The sequence below is a fragment of the Myroides marinus genome, from assembly GCF_900109075.1.
Classification (GTDB): domain Bacteria; phylum Bacteroidota; class Bacteroidia; order Flavobacteriales; family Flavobacteriaceae; genus Flavobacterium; species Flavobacterium marinum_A.
In genome coordinates, this window is the sequence record NZ_FNYS01000005.1 from 154,587 (window position 1) to 179,565 (window position 24,979).

A 24,979-nucleotide genomic window follows, 5' to 3' on the forward strand; every position below is an offset into this window, starting at 1 on the left:
AACCTGGGGATTAAGCAAAAAAATAAAGATTATTCAGCAATTGCTTGCTCAACCTCGTCTAACATCATTTTGATAGACTTAAGTCCTCCTCCTGATAAGTACCATACTTCAGGATTTAAGAAGATGATTTTATCATTTTTATAAGCGCTTGTTTCTTTCACTAATGCATTAGCAAATTCTTCTTTACCCATAGTAGCTCTCTTAATAGCAGCTCCTCTGTCGATTACGAAGATATAATCTGGGTTTATCTCTTTAATAAACTCATTAGAGATAGCTTGTCCATGTGTAGAAGCTTCTATTTTTTGGTCAGCTGGTTTTAAACCAAATACATCGTGAACAATACCAAAGCGAGAACCAGTACCATAAGCACTTAAACGTCCCTCGTTAGCTAATACTACTAAACCTCTTTTTTCAGACTTAGCAGTAGCTTCCTTAATCTTAGCTACGCGCTCATCGATTACTTTAAGTTCTTTCTCTACTAATTCTTCTTTACCGAATAACTTACCGATAGTACGTTGGTTCGCTTTAAAAGAATTCATATAATCTTTAGTATCGATATCTAAATTAATCGTAGGAGCTATTTTACTAAACTCATCATACATAGACGCAGTACGTGCAGAGATAATGATAAGCTCAGGCTCTAATGCATTTACTTTTTCCATGTTTGGTTCTTTGATACCTCCTACATCTACGATGTTAGCATCATCAGCATATTTAGATAAATACGCAGGTAGATTTGTCTTAGGAGCCCCTTTAAACTCAATACCTAAATCTTCAAAAGTATCTACAATACCATAAGTTAATACTACAGCATTTTTAGGGTTTTTATTTACTTCAGTAGTTCCTGATAAATGCTCTACTGATACCTTCTCTACATTTTCATCTGTAGTTTCTGTTTTTGTCTCTTTACAAGAAGTAAAGATCAAGGCTGAAGCTGCGATACAGCTTATTAAAAATTTACTCATAACAACTCGATTAGTTAAAATTATTTAAAGTATATACACACTTTATTATTACAGTTATCTACGATAGTCATATCTATATCAAAGACTTCTTTCATAATATCTTCTCTGATGATATCATCCGTCAGTCCGAAGTGAATAATCTTATGATCTTTGACCGCTGCAATATAGTCTGCATACGAAGACGCATAATTAATGTCGTGCACTACAATAATTATCGTTTTACCATAGTCATCTGCTAAGACACGAAGTATCTTCATAATCTCAACAGAGTGTTTCATATCCAAATTATTTAATGGCTCATCCAGCAAGATATACTCTGTATCCTGAGCCAGTACCATCGCTAAAAATGTACGTTGGCGTTGTCCCCCACTTAACTCATCTATATACTGATCTTGTATATCTGTAAGCCCCATAAAAGCAATACTCTCTAATACTTTCTCTTTATCTAAGGCATTCATTCTCCCTTGTGAATGAGGAAAACGTCCGAACTCCACCAGCTCTTTTACTGTCAATCGTACATTAGGATGATTAGCCTGCTTTAGTATAGACAGCCTCTTTGCAAAGTCTCTATTCTTAAAGTTTACTATGTCTTTATCTAAGAGATTAATAAGTCCAGAATCTTTAGCCACCAAACGACTAATGATTGATAACAATGTACTCTTACCCGTACCATTACCTCCTACTAAGCATGTTATTTTTCCTTTAGGGAAAGAAACCGACACATCATTTAAGATCATCTTCTCTCCATACATCTTCGATACGTTCTTTACCTCTATCATCCTTTGTTGCTTTTTAATAATAAATAAATAAAATAAACCCCTCCTACGAAGTTTATAATAATGCTAATAGTAGTACTCATGTTAAACAAGTGTTCTACTAAGTACTGCCCACCTATCACTGTTACAGATGTAAGTAGACAACAAGCCAATACCATCTGACTATGTTTACTACTCTTCACTAATTCGTATGTCAAGTTAGCTACTAATATTCCTAAGAAAGTAATAGGACCTACTAAGGCAGTAGATATAGCCACCATCACAGATATGATAAGTAAGTTAGCTTTAATCACCTTGTGATAATCCACTCCTAAACTAATCGCGTTCTCTCTACCAAGACTTAATACATCTAACTGTCTAAAATATCTTGAACCAGCTATCATCGATACGATAAGTAACACTGCTGATATACCTAATAAGTTTAGATTAATCTTATCAAATGAAGCAAACATAGCTGACTGTATCATCAAGAATTCGTTAGGGTCTATCAACATACTGATAAATGAAGAGAAGCTTCTAAATAAAGTTCCCATCAATAATCCTACTAATAAAAGTAAATACATACTCTTACTCTCTCGCTTAAACACAGCATAATACATCACTAATGAGAAGCCTAACATCAGTACGACAGAGATAGCAAAGTTCTTCTCTGATGTCAGTATTTGAAAGGTTTTATCCCCGTAAGCAAATACCAATAAAGACTGCAATAACAAATAGAAGGAGTCAAACCCCATAATAGAAGGAGTCAATATTCTATTGGCTGAAATAGTCTGAAATATAATAGATGAATATCCAATAGCAAAAGAGATCAAGATCATCGCAGCTACTTTATATCCTCGTCTTGGCAATACATAATCCAGCTTTGTTCCTGTAAAAGTGAACATATAAATAGCAATGAATAATATCAATACAACTGCTAAAACTGTAATCGCTTTATTCTTATACATTTTTGGCACGTTTAAATATTAATATTAAGAATATCATTCCTCCAATTATACTAACCGTTAACCCAATAGGTATCTCATAAGGAGCTATTAACAGTCGGCTAATAATATCACATATCATCAAGAATATAGCACCTATTAAAGCCGTATAACTAACTGTCTTCTTAAGATTATCCCCAAACATCAGACTAACAATGTTAGGAATAATAAGCCCTAAGAACGTAATAACACCTGCCGTAAGCACAACTACCGTAGATGTAATAGATACAAAGACAAGTCCTAAATAGGTTATTCTTTTGTGATTTAACCCTAAACTACTAGCAGTATCCTCTCCTAACCCTACTATGGTAAATTTATTAGCATATAGGTAACTAAGTATTACGATAGGCACTCCTAAGTATAGGATCTCATAATTTCCTTTAATAATAGATGAGAAGTCACCGATAAGCCATCCTTCCATATTCTGAACAAGATTAGTCTTATAGGCAAAGAAAGTTGAGATTGCGCTTAAGATATTACCAAATACAATCCCCACTAATGGGATAAAGATGATATTACGCATCTTTATTTTACTTGAAATTTTTAAGAAAATAACACTTGCTAATAATGCTATACTGAATGATAAAATCATCTTATACATCATTCCTCCACCTGGAAATAGGATCATACTGAATAATATCCCCATCTTACAGGCATCTAATGTACCCATCGTAGTAGGAGAAACGAACTTATTCATTGAAATCTGTTGTACTATCAACCCTGATATACTCATACCTACACCTGCTATTAATACAGATATCATACGAGGTAATCTACTTACTAACATAACCAACAATTCATCCTGGTCTAGTCTGTGTATATCGAATATAGATATATCCTTTACACCTACAAAAACAGAAATAAAAGAAACTATTATCAGTATAAGAATTAGTATTATTCTTATCATTTATTTATTTGTTTTTATTTAGAATCATATTAAATAATCGCAAATATAAAAAAGTAAACTTGCTCACAAAAGAAAAAAGCTTTTCAAATAATGGAAAAACAAGGACTTAGATTATCAGTATAATAGTTTATCGTGATTTTAATTCCCACATACATAAAATATAACCTACCTTATTTAAATTAATTAAATATTATAACGCTAAACTTAAGGTTCTCACAAATCGACCTCTAAATCAAAAAAATAGACAATTTGCCACTTTTACCGAAAAAAGCCTATACCCATTAGCAAGGATATAGGCTTTAAGTCTATAAATATCAAAGATTATAAGTATTATACAGCTAAATTATAGTCAACTCAGCACCTAAATACACATACTTAGTTTACTACTTATTTTGATCAAATTCATCTTTATTCTCATTTAGCAATAAATCAATGAATACCCTTACTGCTATTTTATGATAACTATCTTTTAGTTGAATGACTACAGCTTCTCTCTTCATATCAATATCAATAATCGGTATAGCTTTTAGGTTATCTTCATTGTACACAGTAGCGTGTGCTAGCACAGTTTGATATGCTCCTAATTCTACCAAATCTATAATCATTGAAGTCTGATTGGTTTCTATCGCAATATTAGGCACTATATGGTATTTCTCAAATGCCCTATCTAAAAAGTCTCTTGTACTAAATCCTTTAACAGGTAGCGCTAATCTATACTGCTCTAACTCCTTTAACTTTATTCCTTTTGGATTTGCTAGTTCAGAATCAGAAGAAACCATTAAAGCCATATCAGAAGTCAAGACCGACTGATAAATAAAGTTCTCCTCATGTGCTCCATCAAAATAAGTAAGAGCGCAGTCTATCTTCTGCTTTAAGAGATCTTCCATAAGCTCATTAGTTGTCCCAAAGCTTACCTCAATCTTCACCTCTGGATATGTCTCTGTGAATATCTTTAAGGATGATAGTGCCAATGTCTTTAACCCCCATGTAAGCCCTATCTTTAAAATACCTGTTTTTAGTCCACCTAAGTCCTCTAATAACAATTTACCATCTTCTGCAGCTCGGATACTGCGCTCTGCATAAAAAGCAAATAATTCTCCTGCCTCGGTAAGAGCTATCCGCTTCCCTATACGATCAAATAAGGGTTGCCCCAATTCTTCTTCTAACTGTTTTATCTGTTGAGACAAAGTACTCTGAGTAATGTATAGGTGCTTAGAAGCCTCAGTAAAGTTGAGCATTTCTTTAGCTTTCAAGAAATATTTAAGTTGTCTTAACTCCATATATTAATCGGTTTTATCGATTGATGTGATAGAAAAATACCGTTTTACTAATATAACACTTACCCTTAACTTTACAAAAAATAAAGGACAAATGAGTACAACAACCTATACAGAAAATATAGAAATAGCTAGAGCTATAAAAGGTACTACTACATATAAGAGAATTAAATGGTGTATTTTTTTAGTAGGAGTTTCTGTATTTGCTCAACTATATAACTTCCAACCTATACTCTCGGAAATCACTACACACTTTAGAGTTACACCTGCTGAGAGCAGCTACTTAGTATCTGCAGGAACTATGGGAATGGCATTCGGATTATTGCTTTTTGCATTCATTGCAGATAGTTATCCGCGTAAAGATGTTATGATCTTCTCTTTAGTCACCTCGACTATGTTAACGCTATTATCAGCATTCGTATCAGACTTCTCTATCTTAGTCAATATCAGCTTTATTAAAGGAATGTGTATCTCAGGAGTATCCGCAGTAACACTAGCATATCTAGCAGAAGAAATAGATCCTAAATATATAGGTACAGCGATTAGTTTTTATTTAGCAGGTAATACCTTCGGAGGAATGTTTGGTCGTATAGTAGCAGCACTTGTCTCAGGATGGCTTGGATGGCAGGCGGCAGTCTTTACTATTGGAATCATCGCTGTGATTATCGCTATTGTCTTCTATATATACTTTCCAGATTCTAAATTCTTTAGCCCTAAGAAACTAAAGATGAACAATAAGTTAAATCAGATGAAAACGATCTTTAAGAATTATAAGATTATGGCTATGTACTTAGTCGCTATCTGTCTGATGGGATCTTTTGTGAGTGCTTATAACTTTTTAGGTTTTAAACTAGAAGCTGCACCTTATAATCTCCCACATTACCTTATCGCTATGATATTCTTAATGTACGCCTTCGGTATAGGCGGTAATATGGTAGCTGGACGTTTATCAGACAAGTATTCCCCTCGTAAGATTATGCTTATCGCACTAACCTTAATGATAGTGGGTACTATAGGAATGTACATGCAAAGCCTAATTCTTATCTTAATAGGACTTACCTTCTTTACTATTTCTTTCTTTAGTGGACACACCATCGCTAGCCGAGTAGTGACTACCCTAGGAAAAGAGGCTAAAAGCTCAGCTACAGCACTATACTGGTTCTTTTACTATATTGGATCAAGTGTTATCGGGAGCTCCACAGGTATCTTTGTAAACAAAGGCAATTGGAACGGGTTCTTTTATAGCATTATGACTATGGGAATTATAGCTTTAGTAGCTACTTATATCACTACGAGAAAAAGCACTAAAAAAACAGATTAGTACTAATCTAACCTATAGGCATAAAAAAAAGCAACCTGAAAGGCATCAGGTTGCTTTTTTTTGCTAGTAAGGTGAACAGATTTCATATTATTTAGAAAAATTCACCAACTCAATTCTTGAGATTTCTTTACAATTCACAGGACTAACTATCGCATCAGCTCTATTTAGTTCTTCGATTTTGTATCTCAATACTTCCCCAGTGGCATTGTCGCTTAAGCTAATCACATCTCCATTTAGCACCCATTGACCGTCAGACTTTTTTAAAGAATACTTGTCAATAGATTTGTAAACACCACCTTTCATAATGTCAATTTGCACAGCTGACTTCTGATAAGCCTCTTTATGACTTCGATTAATATCTGCCTCAAAATCATAATGAGCCACAATCCATTTCTTTTCAATGCTTACATTGTTTATAGACATTGGTGGATTGCTGTTTACTAAGTTGTTACTATCATCAGCACTACAGCTAACAAATAATGAACTTAAACTTAACACTAAAACTCCTACTAAAACTTGCGCACATCGTTTCATAATACTATAAATTAAAAAAAATTAATGAAAATCTTTTTTAATCCGTACCGACTTCTTCTCCCTAAAGAAGCTTAATACATGAACTGCATTGTATTTCCCCATTTCGACATTTATAACATAAAAGGAATTATGTTATAAGTAATAAACACAATTAAGTTTACATAATAAAACAGACTAAAAAAGAACGTTTTGAATTAGGTAACTCCGACATTGTTACCTTTCTCTTATTTACTGGTACAAATGTATAGTGGTACTTTTTATGCGATTATGACTCAAATCATATAAATTGTTGATTTTAAGTCATATATTAAAGAGAGTCCTCTAATAATATCTTAATATTTTAAAGGTTATTTGTAGAAAATAAAATCACAAATTGTGATTTAAAGAGGCATAATGCATTTAATTAACAATTAGATTTAAAGAAAAGAAAAACTTTAATTTTCACTTTCAATTAAAACAAATAAATGACCGCAAGAAATTCCTTAAAATCTTGTTGTCATTTTGCCTTATAAAAGTTTCGTTAAACTTTATTTTTAACCTATTGTACGCTTTAAATAAGCTCAAATTGGCATCTCAAATATGATATAATGATAGTCTATAGCTCCTAATTTCAGTAACAATCTTTCTATGTTTAACCTGAAACAGAGGTCACTATAAAGTGACAAATATTTTGAGCAAAAGGATTCCAGAATTCTAAACAATAATCCCCATCGTATTAGAAAACTGGAATCCACAAACACAATAACTCCTCCGTCATAAATCAAATACATCTGTCTCACCTATAAACAAATTGTATTGCTCACTATCTTCTCAATTACTATATATGTAATCTAATCATTATCGTATAACCAAAAATCTGTGCTTATCTTCTTAATAAAACCAAAAACCGTTCCATTAAACTAAAAACAATATTTATTAGTATACTTTAAAATACTAAACCATCAAAAAACAACTAAAAAACTCAAATAAAACACTAATAAAACACTAATAAACAGGATTTTAAAATGAATTAAAATATTTACTAAAAACAATATCCCGTTTTAGAGTACCTATATTTTTCACAATAAGATTTCTCTCTAAATAACCACATACCCTACTCTTCTAAAATATGGTATTAGTTTAAAAAAAAAGCTTAGACTTTTGCCTTTGTCACACTTTACTAAATATTTGATTTACTTAATCCTCACTTCACTTCTTAGTACAATGCTAGTATAGTGTAAGTACAGTGCAAGTACCAAAACACCGTAAAATGGTACTTAAACCATACTTACATTACACTTAGATTATTCTTTGAATACTATTAAAATATATCTAACGCATTAATTAACTTCACTTTATAAAACCATCAATAAATTTAATACATTACATCATGGCGATAATAGATAACAAAGGAAATATAAGAGGAAAGGTGGGACCAACCATTACAAGAATCGTAAGAGAAAAGAATATAATGCAGACAACGCCTAGACAACATAAAAAACATGAGAATACCTTAAAACAAGCTAAGACATTCGGAGGTATATCTAAAAGTGCAAAAAAAGTTAGAGATGTAATACAACCATTCTTAGGACAGAGACATGATCCTTATATGTACAATAGATTTAACTCAATAATAGCTAATGCATTAAAGAAAAACACTACCCTTAGTGATGAAGACAAAACACTAAATAAAGCAGATATGTTTGAGCTATCAGGTTTTGACTTTAATATAGATAGCCTTTTCAGAGATTCTTTACTAGCTCCTATACAGTGTGAAATGATAGATGATATTCACCTAGAGATAACAGTACCATCCTTCTCTACTATGTCAGATGTACTCTATCCTCCTACTGTTAACAGTAGTAAACTAAGGCTTATGATATATGAATATCAAGAACTGACAGATAAACCCATTTCACACGTAGTATATACTTTAGATCTTGACAAGAATCAAGAGCAAACAAAACAACAACAATGGGTACAAGAAATAAATAATCCTGATAGATTAGTAATGGTCGTAACAGAGTTACTCTTCTACTCGGTAGACACTGACAATAGCAAAATATTATATAACAGCAAATCATTTAACCCTGCTGCTATAGTCTATGTCAAACCCAAAAAAAACTAATACATATATCCTATAATATCAAGTCTATATAGACTGATATTACTTCTTCACTTTTCATAAAAAAATCCATAGAAACACTCCTGTTTCTATGGATTTTTGATTATTTATGAATGTATATAATGTAGCTATACTGCCATTTCTTTTTTAGATCTCATAGGATTAAGTCCTAAGTTTTTCATCAGCATCTGATCTGCAGACAGACTAGGATTAGGGGTCACTAATAGCGTCTCGTTATCACCTGAAAACATAGAGTTAGCACCAGCCATGAAGCACATTGCCTGCTCATACTCTGACATTTCGATACGACCAGCACTTAATCTTACCATCGTAGTAGGCATGATAATACGCGCTGTAGCGATCATGCGTATCATATCCCATGTATCTACTTTAGGCATATCTTCCATAGGTGTCCCCTTTACACGTACTAGAGCATTGATAGGTACTGACTCAGGATGCTTATGCATAGTAGCTAATGTGTGTAACATAGATATTCTATCTGCGTCCTTCTCTCCTAAACCTATAATCCCTCCTGAGCAAACTGTGATACCAGCTTTACGTACATTATCTATCGTATTGATACGATTAGAAAAGTTACGCGTAGAGATAACATTATTATAGTGATCCTCAGAGGTATCTAGATTGTGATTATACGCATACAGCCCAGCCTCTTGTAGTCTATTCGCTTGATCTTCTGTAAGCATTCCTAGTGTACAGCATACTTCTAAGCCCATATCATTAACTCCTTTTACCATATCGATAACTTTATCAAAGTCTCTATTATCACGTACTTCTCTCCAGGCTGCTGCCATACAAAAACGAGACGAACCACTATCTTTAGCCTTCTGAGCTGTCTCTAACACTGTCTCTAAAGGCAATAAACGTTGTACCTTGATATCTGTATGATATCTCGCTGCCTGCCCACAGTATGAGCAGTCTTCTGTACATCCTCCTGTCTTTATAGACAATAGTGTACTTACTTGTACTTCATTCGGATTGTGATATTGTCTATGTACTGTAGACGCTTTATAGATTAACTCTAATAATGGGGTATCATATATCGCTTGTATTTCTTCTTTTGTCCAGTCGTGTCTAATATTCATCTTTCTAGTTTATTTTTATTTCGCCCAAAACTATAAGGAATGCCTCAGTCTTAGGTAGTCCACTTTCACATTACTACCTCATCCACTTGTATGGCATAACACTATGAGAAACTCACAAAACAAATTACACAACTAATAAAATACATTTAGATTTTATAAAAATAACATACCTATATATCAAAAAAAGTAAAAAACTCTCAACACACTAATAACAAACTAGTTACTTAAAAACAAGTCAAAATTACAATTATCAAAATATCAAAAACAAACAGATTAGTACATATTTAATTAAACTAATAATAATTTATAAAAACATATTATTATAATTAATACTTATTTAATAATTATACCACAATAACAATATACTTTTACAGTTAGTTATTATAACAATGATTTTTTTATTAACTAAATACGAATTACTAAAACACAAATGTCAACTAATTCATCTTTCTTTGTCCCTTACAAGTATTTGCTAAGTTTCTACTTAGTTTTAAATATTGTACTAAGAATAATCTTAATCAACCACCCAATAACTACATCTTCCTTTAGTGTATTAGAGCTCTTATCTATATTTGCTTTAGGTATACTTAGAGATGCTGTGATATTTAGCCTTGGTTATATTGTATTCTGGTTATACTTCATATTTCTATCAAATAACAAGTATAGCAAGCCTTACGGGTATATCATCTTCGCTATATTATTAGGTCTATGGGGATGGGTGACTTTTGGCAAAACTATTTTTAATGAATATGGTGGAGTAATACCTGAGATAGCGATAACATTTCTATCTATCAAAATGGCTTTCTTCGGACTTTGTTTGTTCTTCCCTAATCAAAGACTAAAAATCAGAAAGATTAATTACGCCTTTGTCTTATTCTTATTCACTTTAGTATTACTTCAAAACACGATAAGTGAGTTCTTTTTTTGGAATGAGTTTGGAGTTAGATATAACTTCATCGCTGTGGACTATCTAGTATATACTAATGAGGTTATCGGTAATATTATTGAGTCTTATCCTGTAGTTCCCTTATTTATTGGTATTGGCATCACTACATTACTAGTAACTTACTTTATTTATAAAAAGACAGTCTATGTGGTAGAGAACATCGTTCCGCTTGGAAATAAAGTTCTACTTAGTGTATGTTACTTCTTTATATTCGGATTTTCACTAGCATTAGTCAATAAAATAATGACACCGCTTAACACAAACAACATTTTTACAGAAGAACTAGAGAGCAATGGTATGTTTAAGTTTTATCAGGCATTTAATAACAGTGTTATTGATTACCTAAAATTCTATAATACCCTACCGCAAGAAGAAGTAGCTACTAACCTAAAAACCTTCTACCCTAGCTATACAGGTGGAGAATCTCTACTGAGAACTATACAAGGAGATACGGTAACTTCTAAAAAGAATGTAGTGCTGATCAGTATAGAGAGTCTTAGTGCTGACTTTATGGAATATTATGGCAATGATAAGAAGCTTACTCCATTTTTAGATAGTTTAGCGACTAAGAGTGTATTCTTTGCTAACACTTATGCTACTGGAAATAGAACAGTACGTGGATTAGAAGCTATCACTATGTGTATCCCTCCTTCTCCTGGAGAAAGTGTAGTCAAACGCAAGGATAATAAAGACAAATTTACAACTGGATCTGTATTTGCTAAAAATGGATACGCTGTCAAATATTTATATGGTGGAGATGCGTACTTTGACAATATGCAAGATTTCTTTGGAGGAAACAAATATGATATCGTAGACAAATCAGACTTTACTCCTAATGAGATAACATTCCAAAATATATGGGGTGTAGCTGATGGGGATATGGCCAAAAAAGCCATAAAAGTAATGGATAAAGAGTATCAATCAGGTAAACCATTCTTTAACCATATTATGACAGTGAGTAATCACCGTCCATTTACTTATCCTGATGGTGTTATAGATACATCTGACTTAAGTAATGACCGCGATAAAGGTGTGAGATACACTGATTACTCTATCAAAAAGTTCTTTGAACTTGCACAGAAACAACCTTGGTATAACAATACTGTTTTTGTTATTCTAGCTGATCACTGTGCTTCTAGTGCAGGAAAGACAGAATTACCGTTAGACAAGTATAGAATCCCTGCTATGATATATGCTCCCGAAGGATTGACTCCACAAAAGGTAGACAAAATGATCTCTCAGATAGATGTAATGCCTACTTTATTAGGTATTCTAAACTTTAATTATGAGTCTAAATTCTTTGGAGTTGATGTATTAAAAGAAGATTATGTACCTAGAGCATTTATCGCTACTTATCAAGACTTAGGATATATAAGAGACAATACACTGACTATACTGAGTCCTAATCAGAAGATAAAACAGTATTCTTTTAAAGATAATAAAATAGATGTGTTAGTAACTCCTTTAGACGAAATAAAGCAACCTAAACAGAAGTATGTAAATGAGGCGATATCGTTCTATCAGTTTACAGCTACTCAATTACAGAATAAACAATACAATAAATAAAAACAAAAAACGGAAGAGTACCACTTACCTTACTCTTCCGTTTTTGTTTTAAAAAACACTTATCACTTGAATATATTATCCGAGACTTATAACCACCACACCTACACGAAAGATGGTTATAAATATCTTAGAATTTTAATCCTACAATCTACAAATGAATTATTATTAAATCAAATAAACTATTGATCAAACAGTCTTAAAACTTAGTGATTATTAGTCAAAAAACGGGACAGTACCACTTACCTTACTCTCCCATTTCTGATTTAAAAACACTTATCACTTGTAAAATATAATTGAAAAAAACTTATCAAATTAAATTAAAGAAAACACCAGCACAGCATTCTTCTTAATCTTAGTATAAAACTTCTTAATTCATTTAGATTAACAAGTAATAATACTTAATTTTGATACTGCAAAAATCACTATTATTGTATAACCCACATAGGACATTTGTCCCTAAGGCTATAAAAAAATGTTAAGAATAAATATTAATTTTCTATCGTATATAGAATCGCTAGCGCAGACTGATGTGTTTAATGATAAGATCCTCTTACAGCCCTATAAGCCTAAGGAAATTCTCCTTCATCAAGGAGATCCTGTCACAAAGGTAATAGTTATAAAGGAAGGTATCACAAAATGTTTTATCACTGAAGAAAACGGAAAAGAGTATATCCCTGAATTTCTTAGTACTGGAGAGATTATGGGTGAGATTGAGTTTATCGGTAAGAAGAACTGTTTATGCTCTGTAGAAGCTATCACTCCAGTGAATGCTTATATCATACCTCTATCTGTATTCGAACATCTATTAAAGACCGATATCACATTTAATAATACGCTATTAGAAGTAGAATCATTAAGAGTGTATCACACAAGTGAGAGAGCTTCGTTTCAACAGCTGTATACTGTAGAACACGCTCTAGAAAAACTATTAGAACTACAAGAAAAAGAACAAGTACATATATCTAAAGAAGATATGGCTTCTTATCTAGGAATAACAACTAGAACATTAAACAGAGCTCTTAAAAAGGTTCAAGATGATGAATAAGTATATAAACTAGCAGAGGGAATAGTGTGACTACTCCCTCTGTTAGTTTATATACTACATCCAGTTTAATGCAGTTGACTCTACCTGATACAGCCACTTATCACGTAACTGTACTAACTCACTATAGCGAGTAGTACTAAAGCTAATAATACCTCCTGCTGTATAAATCTGTAAGCTACCTACATCTGCAGACTGCTGCCACCACAACTGTGATACTACAATCTTCTGTATCTTATGAGGTTGAATATAGATATGAGATACATCCCATACTCCCTTGCGAATAACGATAAACGAATCACTTACATAAAGACGGCCTACTCGGTATAATCTATAAAGGACTAGTCCTACTACAAAACAATAAGTGAATATTAAATAACTATATACTGTTATGGTAAACTCTGTTTTAAAAAAACAAGTGAACAAGGATGCAGGAAGGACTATTAGAAGAAAGATTCTAAAACCTAGAAACCTATAATTATGCTTTAACTCTGTAGAATAATCACCTCCAGCACTGCCAACTAATATATTAAACAGTTCTTCTTTCTCTACAGCAGAACATCCTGGTATCTGTAAACCTGTCTTCTTATTGGTTGTATCTTCTCCTGCTACCTGACTAATTTTCAAACTACAAATATCTAATAGTTTTTGAAAATAGTTTTGCTCTACTTCTATCTTCTGTACTCGTTCTGGGCGTATAATAGTATTACGTGTAGACAATAGTCCATGAGATAATAGTAATGTCTCTCTTGAAAGTATTGCTTTAAAATCCCAGAACTTTAAAAATGTACGCACTACATTAACTACTAATATAGCTACGATCAATAAAACCACGAGATAAATAATGATTAAAGTAGGTACTCCTCTCTCTACATAAGACGTTACTTCATCAGTATTAACATACTGTTCTATAGCAAACTTATTCACTAAAGTATCATAGAGCATATTAAAGAACAACAAAATAACTCCTAATGTGTAGAGATAGTTAGTCGTTAGTCCTACTTTTAGTAGTGTAGAGACACTAATTCGCTTAGTCTCTATCGGGTGATATTCAGTAGAAATATTTGACTCTGATAGATTAGTATAGTGTATTGATTGGTTCTCAGATTTATAATCTAACAAAATTTGCTTTAGAACGTTAGCATCTGCTAAGGCCATAGACGGAATAGTAGCTTCTTTATCCTTACTACCAGCAGAGTCAATCTCTACTGAGTATACATTAATTAACTTATTAATAAAGCTCTGATTAAGATTAACTTGTTGTATCTTCTCTAACTGAATGGTTACTTTAGATTTGTTTATTATTCCTTGTTGGATAATGAATGAATTGGTTTGTTCATCTATATAAAACAAGAAATTTCGATAACTAAGATAGGCTATTCCTAAACTTAAGAATGCTCCTATAATGACAAATGCCCAAATACTAGTTGATAATTCGATGCGTTTATTGACAAAAAATACAATTAAAAGGGGAACAAACGCTCTCACTACCTTTTGTAATGCATTTAAAAAATTGGCAATTATACCTATCTGAGCCTGTCGAGTAGGTCTGTAGAAGTTACTCTGTCTCATTTATACGCTCTATTTCAGATTCTTTATATTCTTTCTCTTCTACTATTAAAGCAGGCTTTACAGACTTTGTAATCTTCTGTATCACATAAGCTTTTAGTCTCTCTCCTTCTTCTTTGGATATTCCTGATATTTTCAAATCACCTAATGCACCTCCTGCTGTAAAAAACTCTACTGTACACAATCCGAAAACTCTTAGTAATGCTCCTTCATATACCACCACGTGTTGAACTCTATTAAATGGAATAACAGTCTGACTTCTACTAATAATCCCTGTCTTATAAATAATGTCGTGTTCTCTAAGTGCATACCCTTTCATTTGCACTCCTTTTAAAGAAATAATACACATCAGAATAACTAACAAGACCCCTACTCCACAAATAGAAACAAGCCAAATATCACTGATAGGTAAACTATTAGTGATGTGTTGAAATATATAGGGAGAAGATGAAAGCAGAAGAATAAAAATACTAGCTATTAATAACCTTATCCCTATTACCGTCTTATACTTAGGGTGCAAGTTTTTAAAATCTACTTGTGCTACTTGAGGTAGTGTACTTATATCTATTTGTTTATTGTCAAACATATCTTTCTATTGTTAAGTTGTGCTTTATTCATCTATTCTATAGTGACAGATGTACTCAGTCGAGTAAAGATATTACATAATGCTTATGTACAACAAAAGCTCAACTAAAAAACAGTATATAACTATAGTATAATAACAACTAAAAAATGCTAAACATTCTTATCCAATCGTGAACTCTATAATAACTCATCTAATGTATATGAAACAAAAAATCCCTTATAACCTAAACCTGGTTATAAGGGATCTAGTATTTTATAAATTAATAACTCTTATTTCACTAATTGATTTACTACACCAACGTAATAAGGTTTATTAGCATTATCCTTTGATCCTGTCAACATAATAGAGTAAAATTTAGAAGGTTCTAATACTATATTTTCACGTTTTACTATTTCTTTACCGTCTTTGTCTTTGATAGAAATAGTATAAGTATTAGAATCCACAACATTAAAACGTTGAGTATTAACTACAGTTGTTTCATTGTCTTGTACTCTGTTTTCAAATTCTTTTACTAAAGCTTTACCATTAAACTCAACAGTAGCCACTACCTCATCAGAACTAAGGTTAAAGAAGCGTATTCCTGACTGTTTAGCATCTTCACGAGGATTAATTTTGTTTACTACATCTTCTGTAATAAAATGAATAGGTTTACTTTTTCCTCCACCTATAAAAGAAGTATAGAACTGCTGAGGAAGTATCTTCTGTGTTTTATTAGCAAGTACTCTAGACTCTCCGAATCCAAATACTTCTATAAATCTAGTTCCTGACCATAAGTTAATATAACCAACACTGCGGTATATCATAGGGTAATATGGATTCTGGATAGCACGACCATCTGCTGCATAGATAACAGCATCACTACCTTCGTAGGCATTAACCATCGTAAAACCTCCTACTTGGTTAGACACGTCTATATAGTTATCATCGCTGCTACAGCTAAACAAGAATAGACTCAAAAACAAAATGGGTAAAAAGCTTAAAACTCTTTTCATAATAAATCTTTTAAAATTGGTACTTATATTTTTTCGCACTGACAATGTAAACAATAACCATGCAATTGTATGATAAACAAACATTAAAAGTTTCTAATATATTTACTCACTAAGTTTTCTATTAGCATATAGTAATAAGGATTCTACATAGTCTCCATCAAAATCTATCTTATATACTTTAGAAATCTTAAACTCTTCTATCTCTTCAAACCACTCACCCGAAGCTGATAATTCTTCGAAAGCAAAATACTCATCATCTTCACTGTCCATGTATTTACCAACATAAACACAGTCTTCTTCTTTAAATTCTAGGCCAAAAGCACCATATTTACTTCCGATATCTTTAAGAGTATGAAAGATATTATTTTTCAATTGTATAGGAGTACTATAAAAATCAACGTGTTTTGCCTTTAATACCTCTTCAATAAAGGTGATATTCTCTCCGCGTTCTATAGTAGAGATCTTATCTATAGCAATTAACTCATACCCATCTACAATATAATCAACAGCATTACACTTAGTTAATACCCACTTTTCATTATACGCTAATACTATACCTAGTATCAACTCTTTCTTTCTACCTTTTAAGCGAATGCCTACTAGTTTATTCAAGTAATCTTTTATCATAGTAAAATAGATATTAATGAATTAGGTAACACACTTTATTAAAGATAATAGGCTATAATCCCCTACTACCTAACCTATTCTAAATAGGACTTTACTAAAATTAAGAATATTTCAACAATTATTCATAAATATCTATAGTTTTTTCACTTTATCACGTTTTAAAATAATTACTTATTAATCAACCAGATACCATACAAACTAAGGCTCTCCTGCAAAAATACTTTACAATCTATATCAGGAGATAACAGTAAATAACCTCTTATTTATATAAAAAGCAAAAAAGCAGAAGATAGTTCTTCTGCTTTTTATAGTATTGATTATTTTGCTTTCATATGAGTAGCTACTCCTATTCTATTCCAAGCATTTATAGTTACCATACACATAATTAGTTGTGCTAAATACACTTCGTTGAATAACTGTTGTGCCTTAACATATAACTCGTTACTTATTCCTCCTTTATGAATAAAAGTAACCGCTTCTGTCATTGCTAGGATTACTTGTTCTTCTTCTGTGAATAATTCTGATTCTTGCCATCCTGCTAACACAAAAAGTCTTCTAGTTGTCTCCCCATACTTTATAGCATCCTGAGTATGAATATCTAGACAATATCCGCATCCGTTGAGTTGAGATGTTCTGATCTTAATAAGTTCTTTATGAATAGGTGTTAACTGAGAATTGTTTAGATATTCTTCTAACATCATCATTCCCTCATAAGCCTTTGGCTCAACACTGTAAATTGTTTTTCTCTTTGCCATAATTGTTCTTTTATTTAACTATGACAAAGCTATTCTATACGAGCAGCAATAAACTTAAACAGGTTTAAGAAAACCTCTTCTTCTTAATTTCACTCAAATACTCTGGACTAAAACCTAAATAAGAAGCCATCAGATACTGTGGTATTCGCTGAATAAACTCAGGAAAACGCTCTTCAAAATGGAAGTACAACTCCTCTCTACTAAATTCGTATAGATACTTTAGGCGATACTGAGCCGCTGCATAAGCACGTTGAAATACTTGTCTATAATACTTCTCCATAATAGGATGACTGACTAATAACGCTGAGAACTTATCCTTAGTAATGGTCAAAACAAGGGATTTTTCTACAGATTGAATATAAAATCCACTATTACTCTTATGTTCAAAAGCCATATTATCTGTTAACCACCAGTTCTCTATTGCGAAATCTATAGTCTGCTCAACTCCATTAGCCTTCATATAATAACTTCTAAGACAGCCCTGCTCTACGAAAAATAATTTATCGCATAGCATATCTGCTTCTTGTAAAACCTCTTTCTTCTTCACAGTAATGATTTCAAAATAAGATAGTATAGTCTCTATCTCTTCTTCTGATAATTGACCAATAAACTTTTCTAAATGTCTTTTGAAGTTATTCATATCTCTTATTTTAATATGTGATAAATATACTTACATCGAGTATAACTTTTTAAAATAATCCATCTTATACTGAGTGAAATCAGTAGTAATAGCACATTCAAAGAAATCAAAAGTATGCACTGCTCCCTTTATCTCTTTAACTTCTATCTGTCCAGCACTCTGCTGTACTAACTTTACGTACTCTTTAGCTTCATCAATAAGAGGATCACATTCTGCTAAGATAAATGTCATCGGTGGTAGATCTTCATAATCATTCATTTGATTTGGGATAGCATACTCTCTCCACTTACTCTCGTTCCCTGATAAATAATGTTTCCACATATATATAGCACTATGTTTAGACTGCATAGGTGCATTAGCATAAGTCTGCATAGATAGTGTGTCTAATTTATCTGAAGTAGGTGGATATAGAATAAAGGCATTAGTTATCGGTATCTTATCACTATCTCTATTTAGGTGTAGTAATGACAAAGCGATAGTTCCCCCTGCACTACTTCCCATTACACTAATATTTTGTTTATTTCCTCCAAGAGTCTCTGCATATTTATAAACATATTGAAGAGCAATAATACTGTCTTCTAAAGCAGCAGGAAAAGGATACTCTGGGGCTAGTCGATAATCAACTGATACAACAATAACCTGAGCTTCACGCACTAAGTCGAACAATTGAAAGTCATATTGCTCTGGACTACCAAAGATAAAGGCTCCACCATGTAAGAATAAAACTACAGGTAATGGTTTGTGTATTTCTTTTGGCTTATAAATTCTTAAGCTCAAAGAAGTATTATATGATGTAAGAATCTCTTTATTATACACCTCTAAATCAGTAGGAATTGTTACTTGTCCTTCTAATCTCATCAATTGCTCTTCTTCTACACGGATCTGCTGAGGATTAAACTCTAAGAGAGTATCATAAGGAATTTGTGTCCACGCACTCATCATAAGAGCTAATAATAGTTCTTTATCTATATTCATATCTAATAGTTTATTTAAAGCACAAAGGTCTTGGCTTTAAATAACTAAAAAGAGGACATAGGTCTATAAATGAGCTTCCTTGCGTATTCGACTCAAATGTCGTGGGGTAATATTTAAGAATGAGGCCAAGTATATACCTGGTATTCGCTGGATATATTGGGGGTAGTGCTGCAATAGTTTTAGATATCTCTCCTTTGCTTCTAAACGTTGAATATCAAAAAGCTTCTCTTCTAACTCCATAAATTGCTCTTCTAACAGCTGCTTAAAAAAGATAGTCCATACTATATTATTCTCACATAACTTATCTACATCTGCCTTATATAATACGTATAATTCTGTTGTTCCTATAGATTGAATATTCTCTTTAGAAGGTTTGCCTGAAATAAAAGACGTCATCGCTGTCATCATACTCTCATCAAAAGTAATACAGTACGTACGTTCTTGTCCATCTTCTAACAAAAAATAAGAACGCAACACTCCTGCTCTAATCCACACAATCTTATCTGCTATCTCTCCTTCTCGGATTAGCATCTCTTTATTGTCTAGAACTTCTTCGTGAAGTAATGGTAATAGTGTATGCCATAATTCTTGATTCATTACATTAGACAGTGTACTAAATGACTTTTGTTTCATAAATCCCTTATTCTTTTATTTCGATGGTTCTAAAGGTAAGATTAATACGTGGAGTATGTACTACTTTAGTTGGAGGTAGTCTATGTAGCCAATTTTCTTGTGTTGTACCTTTCATTACTAACAAGCTTCCATGATCTAAAACTATGTCAATTTTGTTACCATTAATCTTATGTTTAAAAGCAAACTTACGTACTGCTCCTAAACTTACAGATGCAATAGCTCCGTGCTTTTTTAAATCTTTCTCTCCATCACTATGCCAAGCCATACCTTCTTCACCTGTATGATAGAGATTAAGTAAACAAGAATTATAGGTCTCACCCGTTTTCTCTTCTATAAGTTTCTTCAGAGCAACTAGAGTTTCTGTCCAGGCCAAAGCTGTCTTAGTAATATTAGAATATGTATAGCTAAACGACACATCACCATACCAAGCTACTTTGCGTTTAGTGGTAACTTTCTTCCCAAAAATAATAGCTTGATCATGTTGCCAATCAATATTCGAGAGAAACTCTTGGTAATAATAATCACTTGTCTTCTTATCTAATACAATACCGTAATAATCTACTTCTCCATCATAAGGAAGGAGATTAGTAAACTCTTGATTATAATCACTAAACAAATCCATAGTATTTGATTTTTATTATACAAGTTTAGAAAATATCTAACGGAGTATAAAAAATGTCATGCTATAAATTAAAGCAATTAAAGGGTACAAAAAAACCACTAAAAAATACTTTAGTGGTTTTAAAAAAATCTGAATATATAATCCAAAAAATAACGTCTATTTAAAAGGTAACCTTACTAGCCTTTATTACTTCATAGTCTTTAACTCATACTGTAAGTACTTGGCTTCTTTAGGAAAATTATATTTGATAGCTTCTTCCTCTGTTAACTCATAATCTTTTCTGATTAATAACATTTTATTCTTGCGCATCTCGTGTATTTCAAAAAAGTATATCATAAGTTGGTCTCCATCGTTTACCAATGCAGTAACTAATTCATTGCCATTCAAAATATTATAAGGAATTTGTTTTCTATGTTCTTCACATTTTCCTGTTTCTGGATCTTCTATATAAGATAAGTCTGTTCTCACTTTTATCTTTTCTTTATTCTCATCCAGTTCTTCCTTAAATATCCATAAATTATTTTTGCAATCTGCTCCTTTGGAATCCATCTCAAAAACAACCTTTCTGTCTTTGTCTAATAATTGATACTTTGTGAAAGCCCATTCATTTTGGATAAATTTATCATAATCTGTCACAATTGGTGGCTCAATAATAGGAGCTTCACCTCCGTCATCTGATGAACATCCAAAGCTAAACATTGTCAATAAAGACACTGCCATAAACATAAAAATTTTCTTCATAATAATTAATTAATTTGGTTAGACTCCAAATATATAACCATCAATAACGAAGAAAACCAAACAAAACAAAGTAAAACTTATTGAATCTTATAGTATTCAACGATTACAAAAAAAGAAAGTACACTTTGTCGGTATACTCTCTCTAATTTTGTACATTTTAATTCTTTAAGCTAATTTAAAAGTTTAATATTATCTTCTTTAAAACACTACATTATACTTCTCTTCTATCATCATGCATGTTCAATGCTGTGTAATAGTAACTCTTTATTTTTTAAGCTTTAACTTATATTGTAAATACTTAGCTTCTTTAGGATAATTATATTTAATAGCTTCTTCTTCTGTTAACTCATAATCTTTTCTGATTAATAACATTTGCTCCTTACCTATTTCACGGATTTCAAAAAAATAAACCATCATTTGATCACCATCATTTACTAGGGCAGTTATTAATTCTTTATCTTTAATACTATAAGGTGCTACTTTTCTATGTTCTATACACTCATTAGTATCTGGATCAGTTATATAAGATAAATCTACTCTTGCATTCTGTTTCACATTATCCTCGTTAACTATTTCTTTAAAATTCCAAATGTTCTTTTTACATTCAAATTGTCCCATAGCATCGAACTCTTTAACTACTTTTCTATCTTTATCTAATAATTGATAATTATCAAATACCCATTCTTTCATTATTGCTTTTTCATAGTTCGTTTCAATAGGAGGTTCAATAATTGGTTTATCATTATCATCTGATGAACATCCAATACTAAATACTGTCAATAATGACAAAGTCATAAACATAAAAACTTTTTTCATAATAATTAATTTGATTAGACTCCAAATGTATAACCTCCAATAACGAAGAAAACCAAACAAAACAAAGTAAAACAGCTCTAGTCTTACAGTATTCACATATTCCAAAAAAAAAAGAGTGTACATTTAGATGTACACTCTCTCTTATTATCTTTATTCTATCCTTTAATTTATTCTAAAGGTTTCATATTAGCCTCTCTAAAATACTGAATCTTACTTAAGAACATTGCAGCCATACGTTCTGCACGCCACTTAGCTTCATCAGCTCTTTTTCCTTCATATAACTCATCTACTGTAGCATTAAAAAGTACTTTCCATGCTTCAAAATGCTCTGCTTCAACTGGTAGTTGAGCATGTGGGGGAAATGGTTTTCCTCTATAGCTGTATTCTTCTAAAAGAATAGTCTCCCAAAACGCATACATCTTCTCAATGTGTTCTGGCCATCGCCCTTCTAATTTACTATTAAAAATAGGTCCTATAAACTCATCCTCTTGCACTCTTCCATAAAAGGTATCAACTAACACTTTAATATCTTCTATATTTTCTATGTCTTTTCTCATTACAAATTGCTAATTTTACAGTCAATCAGTTTACAAATTAATGCTAAACTTTACTGCTATGATTACAATATCTATTTTAGGTTCAGGTAAAGTTGCTCACCACTTGATTCTAGAGTTCTTAGAACACGATGATATCAAGTTGCAACAAGTCTACTCAAGAAACCCTAACAAAGTTAAGAACTTAGTCTCTGACAATCAAATTATTTCTGATATCAGTGAGCTAAAACCTGCTGATATTTTTATAATTGCAGTCAGTGATGATGCTATAGAAGAAGTCTCTTCGTCTATCCCTCTAAAAAATGCTTTTATAGTGCATACCTCTGGTACCAAGCCGATGGATTCTATTATGAATACCACAAGAAAAGGCGTGTTCTATATGCTGCAAACATTTTCTATAGATAAAGAAGTAGATTTTAGCCAAATACCTTACTGTATTGAGGCTAATAATCCTACTGATTTTCTTCTTTTAGAAAAGTTAGCACTAGCATTCTCTGAAAAGGTATATAAAATATCGTCTGTACAAAGACAGTCTATTCACCTAGCGGCAGTATTTGTAAACAACTTTACCAATCATCTATTCAAATTAGGAGAAGATATTTGTAAAGAAAATATGGTTCCTTTTGATATTCTAAAGCCACTGATTTTAGAAACAGCAAATAAAGTTCAGACCTTATCTCCGAGAGAAGCACAAACTGGACCTGCTGCACGTAATGACCAAGGAACTATAGATCGTCACTTAGAAGCACTAAATGACCCTATTAAAAAAGAAATATATCAACTTATAACTAATTCAATACAAAATAACTAATGTCTAAACATTTTAAAGAAATAATGAATGACATCACTACTTTTATCTTTGACGTAGATGGTGTGTTAACAGATGGAACAGTTCACGTAGCTCAAGATGGTAACTTACTTAGAGATATGTTTATCAGAGATGGATATGCAATGAAAGCAGCTGTAGAAAATGGATATAACGTATGTATTATCTCTGGAGGAAGTAATGAAGGAGTTAGAACTAGATTTAGTAATTTAGGTATTAAAGATATTCACTTAGGAGTATCTGATAAAGTAAAAGTGTTTAAAGAATATATAGCTGCTAATAATATCTCTCCTGATACAGTACTATACATGGGTGATGATATTCCAGATTACCATATCATGCATGAAGTAGCACTACCTACTTGTCCTCAAGATGCTGTACAAGAAATAAAGAGAATCTCTAAATATATTTCTCACCTTAATGGAGGTAGAGGTGCTGTTAGAGACGTAATCGAACAAGTGATGAAGACTCAACACAAATGGTTTCAACATTTCAATGCTAAATTTGATTAATACAGATATTCACTGTTATGCTAAATAACTTATTAAAAGATTACAAAATAGTGTTAGGTTCTAACTCGCCTCGTCGTAAACAATTCTTAACTGAATTAGGTATTGACTTTACAGTTAGAGCTTCTGATATTGATGAAACATATCCTGTAGAACTTACTGGAGCACAAATCACAGACTTTATTGCTAAGGCAAAAGCTGATGCAATAGAACTACAGCATGATAATGAAATTATTATCACTAGTGATACTACAGTATGGAACAACAATCTGTCATTAGGTAAACCAGAAAGTCGCGAAGAAGCATATGTGATGTTAAAAAGTCTTTGTGGACACGAACATGAAGTTATCAGTTCAGTTTGCCTTAAAAGTCGAAACAAAACGACATTGTTCCACTGTACTACTAAAGTCAGCTTTGCTAATTTATCAGACAAGGCCTTATACTTCTATATAGATACCTATAAACCTTATGATAAAGCGGGTGCTTATGGCATACAAGAATGGATAGGATTAGTAGGAATAGATAAAATAGAAGGATCTTACACTAATATAGTTGGTTTACCAACCAAGGAGTTAGTTGACGAATTATTACAATTCATTAAATAAAAAAT

The 24,979-nt window shown here is 32.1% G+C and carries 26 protein-coding genes; 7 read left to right on the plus strand and 19 right to left on the minus strand.

Annotation, left to right across the window (positions count from 1 at the left end; translation table 11 throughout):
- Nucleotides 1-29 precede the first annotated feature (29 nt).
- From BMX53_RS07610 to BMX53_RS07630, 5 genes are all read right to left on the minus strand, one after another.
- Nucleotides 30-965, minus strand: coding sequence for a siderophore ABC transporter substrate-binding protein (locus BMX53_RS07610; RefSeq protein ID WP_074745490.1), 936 nt, complete (start codon nt 963-965; stop codon nt 30-32).
- Between the two features lie 20 nt (nt 966-985).
- Nucleotides 986-1,744: an iron ABC transporter ATP-binding protein gene (locus BMX53_RS07615; protein WP_038986469.1), complete on the minus strand. Its 759-nt coding sequence runs from the start codon at nt 1,742-1,744 to the stop codon at nt 986-988.
- A complete protein-coding gene (locus tag BMX53_RS07620; RefSeq protein ID WP_063176955.1) occupies nt 1,741-2,688 on the minus strand; it encodes an iron chelate uptake ABC transporter family permease subunit in 948 nt (315 codons plus the stop codon). The genes BMX53_RS07615 and BMX53_RS07620 overlap by 4 nt, the downstream gene beginning before the upstream one ends.
- Nucleotides 2,681-3,631 carry an ABC transporter permease gene (locus BMX53_RS07625; protein WP_038986466.1) on the minus strand — a complete coding sequence of 317 codons (951 nt, stop codon included), beginning with the start codon at nt 3,629-3,631 and terminating at the stop codon, nt 2,681-2,683. The genes BMX53_RS07620 and BMX53_RS07625 overlap by 8 nt, the downstream gene beginning before the upstream one ends.
- A gap of 383 nt (nt 3,632-4,014) precedes the next feature.
- Entirely contained in the window at nt 4,015-4,911 is an 897-nt protein-coding gene (locus BMX53_RS07630; protein WP_074745492.1) for a LysR substrate-binding domain-containing protein, read from the minus strand.
- Between the two features lie 91 nt (nt 4,912-5,002).
- Between BMX53_RS07630 and BMX53_RS07635 the strand changes: the two genes are divergently transcribed.
- Entirely contained in the window at nt 5,003-6,229 is a 1,227-nt protein-coding gene (locus BMX53_RS07635; protein WP_074745494.1) for an MFS transporter, read from the plus strand.
- Nucleotides 6,230-6,316: 87 nt separating this feature from the next.
- Here BMX53_RS07635 and BMX53_RS07640 read toward each other — a convergent pair whose 3' ends face one another.
- Nucleotides 6,317-6,763 carry a hypothetical protein gene (locus BMX53_RS07640; protein ID WP_038986462.1) on the minus strand — a complete coding sequence of 149 codons (447 nt, stop codon included), beginning with the start codon at nt 6,761-6,763 and terminating at the stop codon, nt 6,317-6,319.
- A gap of 1,369 nt (nt 6,764-8,132) precedes the next feature.
- On the opposite strand from BMX53_RS07640, the gene BMX53_RS07645 reads away from it, so the two are divergent.
- Nucleotides 8,133-8,870 carry a hypothetical protein gene (locus tag BMX53_RS07645; protein ID WP_074745496.1) on the plus strand — a complete coding sequence of 246 codons (738 nt, stop codon included), beginning with the start codon at nt 8,133-8,135 and terminating at the stop codon, nt 8,868-8,870.
- Nucleotides 8,871-8,995: 125 nt separating this feature from the next.
- Here BMX53_RS07645 and bioB read toward each other — a convergent pair whose 3' ends face one another.
- Nucleotides 8,996-9,970 (minus strand): biotin synthase BioB, encoded by a 975-nt coding sequence (gene bioB, locus BMX53_RS07650; RefSeq protein ID WP_074745498.1) that lies wholly within the window; start codon nt 9,968-9,970, stop codon nt 8,996-8,998.
- 430 nt (nt 9,971-10,400) lie between these two features.
- On the opposite strand from bioB, the gene BMX53_RS07655 reads away from it, so the two are divergent.
- On the plus strand, nt 10,401-12,482 hold the full coding sequence (locus tag BMX53_RS07655; protein ID WP_074745500.1) for an LTA synthase family protein: 2,082 nt from the start codon (nt 10,401-10,403) through the stop codon (nt 12,480-12,482).
- Between the two features lie 472 nt (nt 12,483-12,954).
- The gene (locus BMX53_RS07660) at nt 12,955-13,527 is read left to right on the plus strand and encodes a Crp/Fnr family transcriptional regulator (RefSeq protein WP_038986457.1); all 573 of its coding nucleotides are present in this window, start codon (nt 12,955-12,957) and stop codon (nt 13,525-13,527) included.
- 54 nt (nt 13,528-13,581) lie between these two features.
- Here the strand turns inward: BMX53_RS07660 and BMX53_RS07665 are convergent, their stop codons facing one another.
- From BMX53_RS07665 to BMX53_RS07720, 12 genes are all read right to left on the minus strand, one after another.
- Nucleotides 13,582-15,096 carry a PH domain-containing protein gene (locus BMX53_RS07665; protein WP_074745502.1) on the minus strand — a complete coding sequence of 505 codons (1,515 nt, stop codon included), beginning with the start codon at nt 15,094-15,096 and terminating at the stop codon, nt 13,582-13,584.
- The gene (locus tag BMX53_RS07670) at nt 15,083-15,679 is read right to left on the minus strand and encodes a PH domain-containing protein (RefSeq protein WP_074745504.1); all 597 of its coding nucleotides are present in this window, start codon (nt 15,677-15,679) and stop codon (nt 15,083-15,085) included. The genes BMX53_RS07665 and BMX53_RS07670 overlap by 14 nt, the downstream gene beginning before the upstream one ends.
- Before the next feature lie 269 nt (nt 15,680-15,948).
- The gene (locus BMX53_RS07675; RefSeq protein ID WP_074745506.1) at nt 15,949-16,671 is read right to left on the minus strand and encodes a DUF4397 domain-containing protein; all 723 of its coding nucleotides are present in this window, start codon (nt 16,669-16,671) and stop codon (nt 15,949-15,951) included.
- Between the two features lie 102 nt (nt 16,672-16,773).
- Nucleotides 16,774-17,298 carry a hypothetical protein gene (locus BMX53_RS07680; protein ID WP_038986453.1) on the minus strand — a complete coding sequence of 175 codons (525 nt, stop codon included), beginning with the start codon at nt 17,296-17,298 and terminating at the stop codon, nt 16,774-16,776.
- A 317-nt stretch (nt 17,299-17,615) separates the two neighbouring features.
- Nucleotides 17,616-18,053 (minus strand): carboxymuconolactone decarboxylase family protein, encoded by a 438-nt coding sequence (locus BMX53_RS07685; RefSeq protein ID WP_074745508.1) that lies wholly within the window; start codon nt 18,051-18,053, stop codon nt 17,616-17,618.
- A 64-nt stretch (nt 18,054-18,117) separates the two neighbouring features.
- Complete coding sequence (locus BMX53_RS07690) at nt 18,118-18,693, minus strand: Crp/Fnr family transcriptional regulator (RefSeq protein ID WP_074745510.1); 576 nt, start codon at nt 18,691-18,693, stop codon at nt 18,118-18,120.
- Between the two features lie 30 nt (nt 18,694-18,723).
- Entirely contained in the window at nt 18,724-19,668 is a 945-nt protein-coding gene (locus BMX53_RS07695; protein ID WP_074745512.1) for an alpha/beta hydrolase, read from the minus strand.
- Nucleotides 19,669-19,731: 63 nt separating this feature from the next.
- Nucleotides 19,732-20,301, minus strand: coding sequence for a Crp/Fnr family transcriptional regulator (locus tag BMX53_RS07700; protein WP_074745514.1), 570 nt, complete (start codon nt 20,299-20,301; stop codon nt 19,732-19,734).
- Nucleotides 20,302-20,308: 7 nt separating this feature from the next.
- Nucleotides 20,309-20,923 carry an alpha-ketoglutarate-dependent dioxygenase AlkB family protein gene (locus BMX53_RS07705; protein WP_074745516.1) on the minus strand — a complete coding sequence of 205 codons (615 nt, stop codon included), beginning with the start codon at nt 20,921-20,923 and terminating at the stop codon, nt 20,309-20,311.
- Between the two features lie 186 nt (nt 20,924-21,109).
- Complete coding sequence (locus BMX53_RS07710) at nt 21,110-21,664, minus strand: hypothetical protein (protein WP_074745518.1); 555 nt, start codon at nt 21,662-21,664, stop codon at nt 21,110-21,112.
- Nucleotides 21,665-21,928: 264 nt separating this feature from the next.
- Entirely contained in the window at nt 21,929-22,480 is a 552-nt protein-coding gene (locus BMX53_RS07715; RefSeq protein ID WP_074745520.1) for a hypothetical protein, read from the minus strand.
- A gap of 167 nt (nt 22,481-22,647) precedes the next feature.
- Nucleotides 22,648-23,037: a group III truncated hemoglobin gene (locus BMX53_RS07720; RefSeq protein ID WP_074745522.1), complete on the minus strand. Its 390-nt coding sequence runs from the start codon at nt 23,035-23,037 to the stop codon at nt 22,648-22,650.
- Between the two features lie 58 nt (nt 23,038-23,095).
- On the opposite strand from BMX53_RS07720, the gene BMX53_RS07725 reads away from it, so the two are divergent.
- Genes BMX53_RS07725 through BMX53_RS07735 form a run of 3 tightly spaced genes read left to right on the plus strand, consistent with a single transcriptional unit; the run spans nt 23,096 to nt 24,974 of the window.
- Nucleotides 23,096-23,845, plus strand: a complete 750-nt coding sequence (locus BMX53_RS07725; RefSeq protein WP_074745596.1) for a Rossmann-like and DUF2520 domain-containing protein — start codon at nt 23,096-23,098, stop codon at nt 23,843-23,845.
- Nucleotides 23,845-24,372 (plus strand): KdsC family phosphatase, encoded by a 528-nt coding sequence (locus BMX53_RS07730; RefSeq protein WP_074745524.1) that lies wholly within the window; start codon nt 23,845-23,847, stop codon nt 24,370-24,372. The genes BMX53_RS07725 and BMX53_RS07730 overlap by 1 nt, the downstream gene beginning before the upstream one ends.
- 17 nt (nt 24,373-24,389) lie before the next feature.
- Nucleotides 24,390-24,974, plus strand: a complete 585-nt coding sequence (locus BMX53_RS07735; protein ID WP_074745526.1) for a Maf family nucleotide pyrophosphatase — start codon at nt 24,390-24,392, stop codon at nt 24,972-24,974.
- Nucleotides 24,975-24,979 lie beyond the last annotated feature (5 nt).

Excerpts from the sequence above, each read along its gene's own strand:
- BMX53_RS07610 (WP_074745490.1), bottom strand. The coding sequence starts at position 965 with ATGAGTAAATTTTTAATAAGCTGTATCGCAGCTTCAGCCTTGATCTTT.
- BMX53_RS07615 (WP_038986469.1), bottom strand. The coding sequence starts at position 1,744 with ATGATAGAGGTAAAGAACGTATCGAAGATGTATGGAGAGAAGATGATC.
- BMX53_RS07620 (WP_063176955.1), bottom strand. The coding sequence starts at position 2,688 with ATGTATAAGAATAAAGCGATTACAGTTTTAGCAGTTGTATTGATATTA.
- BMX53_RS07625 (WP_038986466.1), bottom strand. The coding sequence starts at position 3,631 with ATGATAAGAATAATACTAATTCTTATACTGATAATAGTTTCTTTTATT.
- BMX53_RS07630 (WP_074745492.1), bottom strand. The coding sequence starts at position 4,911 with ATGGAGTTAAGACAACTTAAATATTTCTTGAAAGCTAAAGAAATGCTC.
- BMX53_RS07635 (WP_074745494.1), top strand. The coding sequence starts at position 5,003 with ATGAGTACAACAACCTATACAGAAAATATAGAAATAGCTAGAGCTATA.
- BMX53_RS07640 (WP_038986462.1), bottom strand. The coding sequence starts at position 6,763 with ATGAAACGATGTGCGCAAGTTTTAGTAGGAGTTTTAGTGTTAAGTTTA.
- BMX53_RS07645 (WP_074745496.1), top strand. The coding sequence starts at position 8,133 with ATGGCGATAATAGATAACAAAGGAAATATAAGAGGAAAGGTGGGACCA.
- bioB (WP_074745498.1), bottom strand. The coding sequence starts at position 9,970 with ATGAATATTAGACACGACTGGACAAAAGAAGAAATACAAGCGATATAT.
- BMX53_RS07655 (WP_074745500.1), top strand. The coding sequence starts at position 10,401 with ATGTCAACTAATTCATCTTTCTTTGTCCCTTACAAGTATTTGCTAAGT.
- BMX53_RS07660 (WP_038986457.1), top strand. The coding sequence starts at position 12,955 with ATGTTAAGAATAAATATTAATTTTCTATCGTATATAGAATCGCTAGCG.
- BMX53_RS07665 (WP_074745502.1), bottom strand. The coding sequence starts at position 15,096 with ATGAGACAGAGTAACTTCTACAGACCTACTCGACAGGCTCAGATAGGT.
- BMX53_RS07670 (WP_074745504.1), bottom strand. The coding sequence starts at position 15,679 with ATGTTTGACAATAAACAAATAGATATAAGTACACTACCTCAAGTAGCA.
- BMX53_RS07675 (WP_074745506.1), bottom strand. The coding sequence starts at position 16,671 with ATGAAAAGAGTTTTAAGCTTTTTACCCATTTTGTTTTTGAGTCTATTC.
- BMX53_RS07680 (WP_038986453.1), bottom strand. The coding sequence starts at position 17,298 with ATGATAAAAGATTACTTGAATAAACTAGTAGGCATTCGCTTAAAAGGT.
- BMX53_RS07685 (WP_074745508.1), bottom strand. The coding sequence starts at position 18,053 with ATGGCAAAGAGAAAAACAATTTACAGTGTTGAGCCAAAGGCTTATGAG.
- BMX53_RS07690 (WP_074745510.1), bottom strand. The coding sequence starts at position 18,693 with ATGAATAACTTCAAAAGACATTTAGAAAAGTTTATTGGTCAATTATCA.
- BMX53_RS07695 (WP_074745512.1), bottom strand. The coding sequence starts at position 19,668 with ATGAATATAGATAAAGAACTATTATTAGCTCTTATGATGAGTGCGTGG.
- BMX53_RS07700 (WP_074745514.1), bottom strand. The coding sequence starts at position 20,301 with ATGAAACAAAAGTCATTTAGTACACTGTCTAATGTAATGAATCAAGAA.
- BMX53_RS07705 (WP_074745516.1), bottom strand. The coding sequence starts at position 20,923 with ATGGATTTGTTTAGTGATTATAATCAAGAGTTTACTAATCTCCTTCCT.
- BMX53_RS07710 (WP_074745518.1), bottom strand. The coding sequence starts at position 21,664 with ATGAAGAAAATTTTTATGTTTATGGCAGTGTCTTTATTGACAATGTTT.
- BMX53_RS07715 (WP_074745520.1), bottom strand. The coding sequence starts at position 22,480 with ATGAAAAAAGTTTTTATGTTTATGACTTTGTCATTATTGACAGTATTT.
- BMX53_RS07720 (WP_074745522.1), bottom strand. The coding sequence starts at position 23,037 with ATGAGAAAAGACATAGAAAATATAGAAGATATTAAAGTGTTAGTTGAT.
- BMX53_RS07725 (WP_074745596.1), top strand. The coding sequence starts at position 23,096 with ATGATTACAATATCTATTTTAGGTTCAGGTAAAGTTGCTCACCACTTG.
- BMX53_RS07730 (WP_074745524.1), top strand. The coding sequence starts at position 23,845 with ATGTCTAAACATTTTAAAGAAATAATGAATGACATCACTACTTTTATC.
- BMX53_RS07735 (WP_074745526.1), top strand. The coding sequence starts at position 24,390 with ATGCTAAATAACTTATTAAAAGATTACAAAATAGTGTTAGGTTCTAAC.